General features: G+C 72.0%; 5 protein-coding genes. All 5 read right to left on the bottom strand.

Annotation, left to right across the window (positions count from 1 at the left end):
* Positions 1–1119: protein translocase subunit SecF (secF, locus tag ACPYOM_RS20855; RefSeq protein WP_481347417.1), on the bottom strand; the 1119-nt coding region annotated here is incomplete at its 3' end.
* 3 nt (positions 1120–1122) lie between these two features.
* Positions 1123–3042 carry a protein translocase subunit SecD gene (gene secD / locus ACPYOM_RS20850; RefSeq protein ID WP_481347416.1) on the bottom strand — a complete coding sequence of 640 codons (1920 nt, stop codon included), beginning with the start codon at positions 3040–3042 and terminating at the stop codon, positions 1123–1125.
* A gap of 7 nt (positions 3043–3049) precedes the next feature.
* A complete protein-coding gene (gene yajC, locus ACPYOM_RS20845; protein ID WP_481343170.1) occupies positions 3050–3391 on the bottom strand; it encodes a preprotein translocase subunit YajC in 342 nt (113 codons plus the stop codon).
* Positions 3392–3615: 224 nt separating this feature from the next.
* Entirely contained in the window at positions 3616–4767 is a 1152-nt protein-coding gene (gene ruvB, locus ACPYOM_RS20840) for a Holliday junction branch migration DNA helicase RuvB (RefSeq protein WP_481347415.1), read from the bottom strand.
* A partial coding sequence (gene ruvA, locus ACPYOM_RS20835) for a Holliday junction branch migration protein RuvA (RefSeq protein ID WP_481347414.1) occupies positions 4764–5115 on the bottom strand: 352 nt, incomplete at its 5' end. The genes ruvA and ruvB, both read right to left, overlap by 4 nt.

Below are 5115 nucleotides of genomic sequence, written 5' to 3'. Positions count from 1 at the left end.
GGGGGAGGGGGGGGTGGGCGTGTCGGCTCTGCCGCCAGTGGCCCCGCTGGTGGCCGAGCTGCCGGAGGCCGCGGCGACCGGGGCGTCGGCCCCCACCGCGACCGGCTCGCCGTCGGCGAACACGTCGGACGCCGGGGCGTCCGCCCGCGGAGCGTGCTTGGCCACGTAGCGGTCGAGGTCCCGGACCGCCTTCTCGCCGCGCCGCAGGTCGACGAGCAGCGGCGTCGCGATGAAGATCGACGAGTACGCGCCGACGCCGATGCCGATGAACAGGGCGAGGGCGAGATCGAGCAGGGTCCCCGGACCGAGCAAGGTGAAGCCGACGAAGAGGATCGCGGCGATCGGCAGCAGGGCCACGACCGTCGTGTTGATGGAGCGCACGAGAGTCTGGTTGACGGCCAGGTTGGCCGCCGCGGGGTACGTCATGCGCCGCGTCCGGAAGGCGTCCGCCGTGTTCTCGCGCACCTTGTCGAAGACGACGACGGTGTCGTAGAGCGAGTAGCCGAGGATCGTGAGGAACCCGATCATGGACGACGGCGTGATCTCGAACCCGAAAAGGGCGTAGATGCCGACGGTGATGACGAGGTCGTGCAGCAGGGCGACGAGGCCCGACAGCGCCATCTTCCACGTCCGGAAGTACAGCGCCATGACGATCGTGACGAGCACGAGGAAGACGATGAGGCCGCGGATCGCCTGCTGGCTGACGGTCTCACCCCAGCTCGGGCCGATGAGCGAGGCGCTCACGGCGTTCTGCTGGACGCCGAACTCCTCGGCGAGGGCGGTGCGCGCCGCGTCGGTCCTGTCGTCGGCCGCCTCGGTCTGCACCCGGACGGTGTTCTGCCCGACGACGGTCGTGACGACGTTGCCGCTGATCCTCGCGTCGGCGATGGCCGCCTGGGCCTTCTCCTCGTAGCCCTCGGTGCTCGTGACGTTCTGGACGCGGAACTCCGAGCCGCCGCTGAACTCGATGCCGAAGTTCAGCCCCCTGGCGAAGATGCCGAGGAGGGCGAGCGCGACGAGGACGCCGGAGAAGGCGTACCAGAGCTTCTGGCGCTTGATGAAGTCGATCGAGCGCTTGCCCGTGTAGAGGTCGTTGCCGACCTGCGCGAAGCTGATCATGGGTCAGGCCTTCCCCTCGGCGGTGCGGGTGCTGGCGCCGGCACGGGCCGGCGTGCCGGCGGGGGCGGCCGGGCGCGGCGGGCCGAACTGGCCACGGCCCCGGTAGCGTGGCGACTCCTTGGCGCCGAGGCGCTTCGGGTCCAGGCCGGACCACCGGTGCCCGCCGCCGAAGAACGTCGTGCGCGCGAGCAGCTGCACCGTCGGGTGCGTGAACATGACGACGACGAGCAGGTCGATGATCGTGGTGAGCCCGAGCGTGAAGGCGAAACCGCGGACGTTGGCGGAGGCGAGCACGTACAGCACGATGGCGGCGATGAAGTTGACGGCGTCGGCGGCGATGATCGTGCGTCGGGCCCGCTTCCAGCCCGTCTCGACCGCGGCCACGAGCGGGCGCCCGTCGCGGACCTCGTCGCGGATGCGCTCGAAGTAGACGATGAACGAGTCGGCCGTGACACCGATGGCCACGATGAGGCCCGTGACGCCGGCCATCGTCAGGCGCAGCCCGTGCGTCGTGCCGAGGATCGTGACGGCGAGGTAGGTGATGGCCGACGCGACGAGCAGCGAGGCCACCGTGACGAACCCGAGTGCCCGGTACTGGAAGAGGGAGTACACGACGACGAGGAGCAGGCCGACGAGCCCGGCGAGCAGGCCGATGCGCAGCTGCTCCTCACCGAGCTGTGGCGTGATGGTGTCGTTGGTCTGGAGCTTGAACTCCAGGGGCAGGGCACCGAACTTCAGCTGCTGGGCCAGGGCCTTGGCCGAGTCGATCGTGAACGAGCCGGTGATCGAGGCGCGGCCGTCGCTGATGACGGCGCGGGCCTGGGGAGCGGTGATGACGGACTTGTCGAGCACGACGGCGAACTGGTCCATCGGCGGCTGGCTCTGCAGGCCGTAGAGGCGCTTGGTGACCTCCGCGAACTTCTTGGCGCCGGCCGAGTTGAAGGACAGGACGACCTCGACGATCGAGGTGGGCTGGCCGTTCGGGCCGGGCTGGAAGCCGCTCGAGGCGTCGGAGATCTGGCTGCCGTCGATCTCGACCGGGCCGAGGACGAACTTGGACGTGCGGTCGTCGCTGCAGGTGGCCAGCGGCTGGCTCGGGTCGTCGACGATGGCGTCGACGACGCCGGGCTTGCCGCAGCTGAGCGCCACGAAGTCCTTGGCGGCCTTGGCGGCAGCGGTGTCGGCCTTGGCCTTGGCCCAGCCCAGCCCGACGAGGCCCTTGCTGACCTGGGCCTTGACGGCGGCCTCGGACTCCTCGGGCGTCGGAGCGGCGGGCGTCGTCGCGGCGGGAGGCGGGGTCGCGGCCGTCGTGGCAGTGCCGCCGGTGGCCTTCGGCGCCGGGGTGGAGGTGGCCGCCCGCAGCGCCTGCGGGACCGCGCCGTTCTGGGCCGTCGCCGACGTCGACGGCTTGGCGGCCGGCGTCGTGGCCGTGCCGGTGGGTGTGCCGGTCGCCGTGCCAGTGGGCGTCGGCGTGCCGGTCGAGCCCGTCGCGCCGCCACCGGGGTTCACCTGAGCTGCGGTGGTGTCGACGGTCTGGACGAACACGGCCCGGAAGCGCAGCTGGGACGGCTTGCGGATGGCGTCGAGCTGCTCCTTGGTCGGGCTGCCCGGGATCGACACGACGATGTTGTCGCCGCCCTGCGTCGAGATCTCCGCCTCGCTGACCCCGTTGGCGTCGATGCGCTGGCGGATGATGTCGACGGCCTGGTCGATCTGCCCCTGGGTCACCGGTGCGGCGTTGCCGACCGTCACCGGCTTGAGGACCAGCTCGGTGCCGCCCTCGAGGTCGAGACCCAGACGCGGGGCGACGGAACCGCCACCCCACTTCGCCAGGCCCGCGGTCAGGGCGCCGAGGCCGAGGATGAGGACGACGAGCGCGACGAGGGTGCGTGTCGCGGACCTGCGGATGGACGTGCGTGCCACGGAGGCCTCACTGACCCGTCGGGGTGGTGCCGGGCGCGTCGTCGCCGGGAGCCACGGCAGGACCCTCGCTGGAGCCACCGGCGGCCGCGGGGTCCTGCTTCATCGCGACGGCGCGGCGGTCGACGCGGATCGTGACGCCCTCGGCGACCTCGAGCCAGGCGGAGGAGTCGTCGAGGTGGCGGACGGTGCCGAAGATGCCGGAGGACGTGACGACCTGGTCGCCGACGGACAGGGCGGAGCTGAACTCCCGCATCTGCCTCATCCGCTTGTTCTGGGTCCAGAACAGCCACCCGATGAGGAGCAGGGGCAGGAGGAAGATCAGCAACGAGAAGGACCCGTTGGAGTTCATGTCAGCTCAATCCTTCGTGTCTACGTCCGGTGCACACCCAGCACGGCGATCCCGATCGTGTGGGACCGGTGGGGCGTCGGCTGTGGCGTCAACGACCGGAGGCACCTGATGGTGCCGCGGCAGCGGCGAGGGTGCCCGCAGGAGTCTACGTGCGCGCCCGCAGTTTGTCAGAACGCTCACATCGTTCACACGCGGGCCTGCGGTCACGTTTTGGCAGCGTTTGCTCAGCCGTCGAAGCGGCCGCCGCCGGCGTCGTCGAGCGGCAGGGTCGCCGACCAGATGGCCTGGGCGTCGGCGGGCGGAGCCAGACCGAGGTGCTCCCAGGCCAGGGTCGAGGCGGCGCGGCCGCGGGGCGTGCGCACCATGAAGCCCTCGCGCACGAGGAACGGTTCCGCGACGGTCTCGACGGTGTCCGGCTCCTCCCCCACCGCCACGGCGAGCGTGGACAACCCGACGGGGCCTCCGGCGAAGCGCCGACACAGTGCCTCGAGGACGGCGCGGTCGAGGCGGTCGAGGCCGCGTTCGTCGACGTCGAACAGCTCGAGGGCCCTGCGTGCCGCGCTGCGGCTGACCCGGTGCTCGCCGTGGACCTGTGCCCAGTCGCGGACCCGGCGCAGCAACCGGTTGGCGATGCGCGGGGTCCCGCGGGAGCGCAGCGCGATCTCGGCGATGCCGTCCTCGTCGGCGTCGAGCCCGAGCAGCCGCGCCGAGCGGTGCAGGATCGAGACGAGGTCCTGCGGTGCGTAGAAGTCGAGGTGGCCGGTGAAGCCGAAGCGGTCGCGCAGGGGCGCCGGCAGCAGACCGGCGCGCGTCGTCGCGCCCACGACCGTGAAGGGGGGCAGCTCGAGCGGGATGGCGGTGGCTCCGGGGCCCTTGCCGATGATGACGTCGACCCGGAAGTCCTCCATGGCCAGGTAGAGCATCTCCTCGGCCGAGCGGGACATCCGGTGGATCTCGTCGAGGAAGAGGACCTCGCCCTCGGCGAGGGAGGACAGCACGGACGCGAGGTCACCCGCGTGCTGGATGGCGGGTCCCGACGTGATGCGGATCGGCTGCTCGAGCTCGCTCGCGACGATCATCGCCAGCGTGGTCTTGCCGAGCCCGGGGGGCCCGGACAACAGGACGTGGTCCGGCGGCGTGCCGCGACCGCGGGCCGCCGTGAGGACGAGCCCGAGCTGCTCGCGGACGCGGTCCTGCCCGGGGAAGTCGTCGAGGCGACGCGGGCGGAGCGCGGCCTCGACCTGGCGCTCGTCACCCGGGCCGTCGTCGTGGACCCGCGCGTCGACGATGCGCGCGGTGGCGTCGAACGACCCGTCGTCCCAGACCTCGAGGTCGGGCAGGTCGGCGGCCTCGGCGCCGGACCGGTCGCGCCTCATCGGCCCAGCTCCTGGAGGGCGGCCCGTAGGAGCGCGGAGACGCCGGCGCCCTCCGCGGCTCTCGGCGCGACCTTGTCGAGGGCGTCCTCGGCCTGTCGCACGTTCCACCCCAGCCCGACGAGGGCCTCGCGCACCTGCTCGCGCCACGCGTCGCCCGTCTCGAGCGGGACCGGCTCGGCCGCGCTGCCGGACCCGGGGAGCGCGCCGAGCTTGTCCTTGAGCTCGAGCACGAGCCGCTCGGCGCCCTTGCGGCCGATGCCCGGCACCTTGGTCAGCGCCGCGACGTCGCCCGTGCCGAGGGCCACCCGGACCTGTCTCTTATACACATCTGACGCTGCCGACGACGGA

Source organism: Monashia sp. HAY1-2A, assembly GCF_056755315.1.
This window is presented reverse-complemented; position numbering and strand designations above follow the sequence as displayed.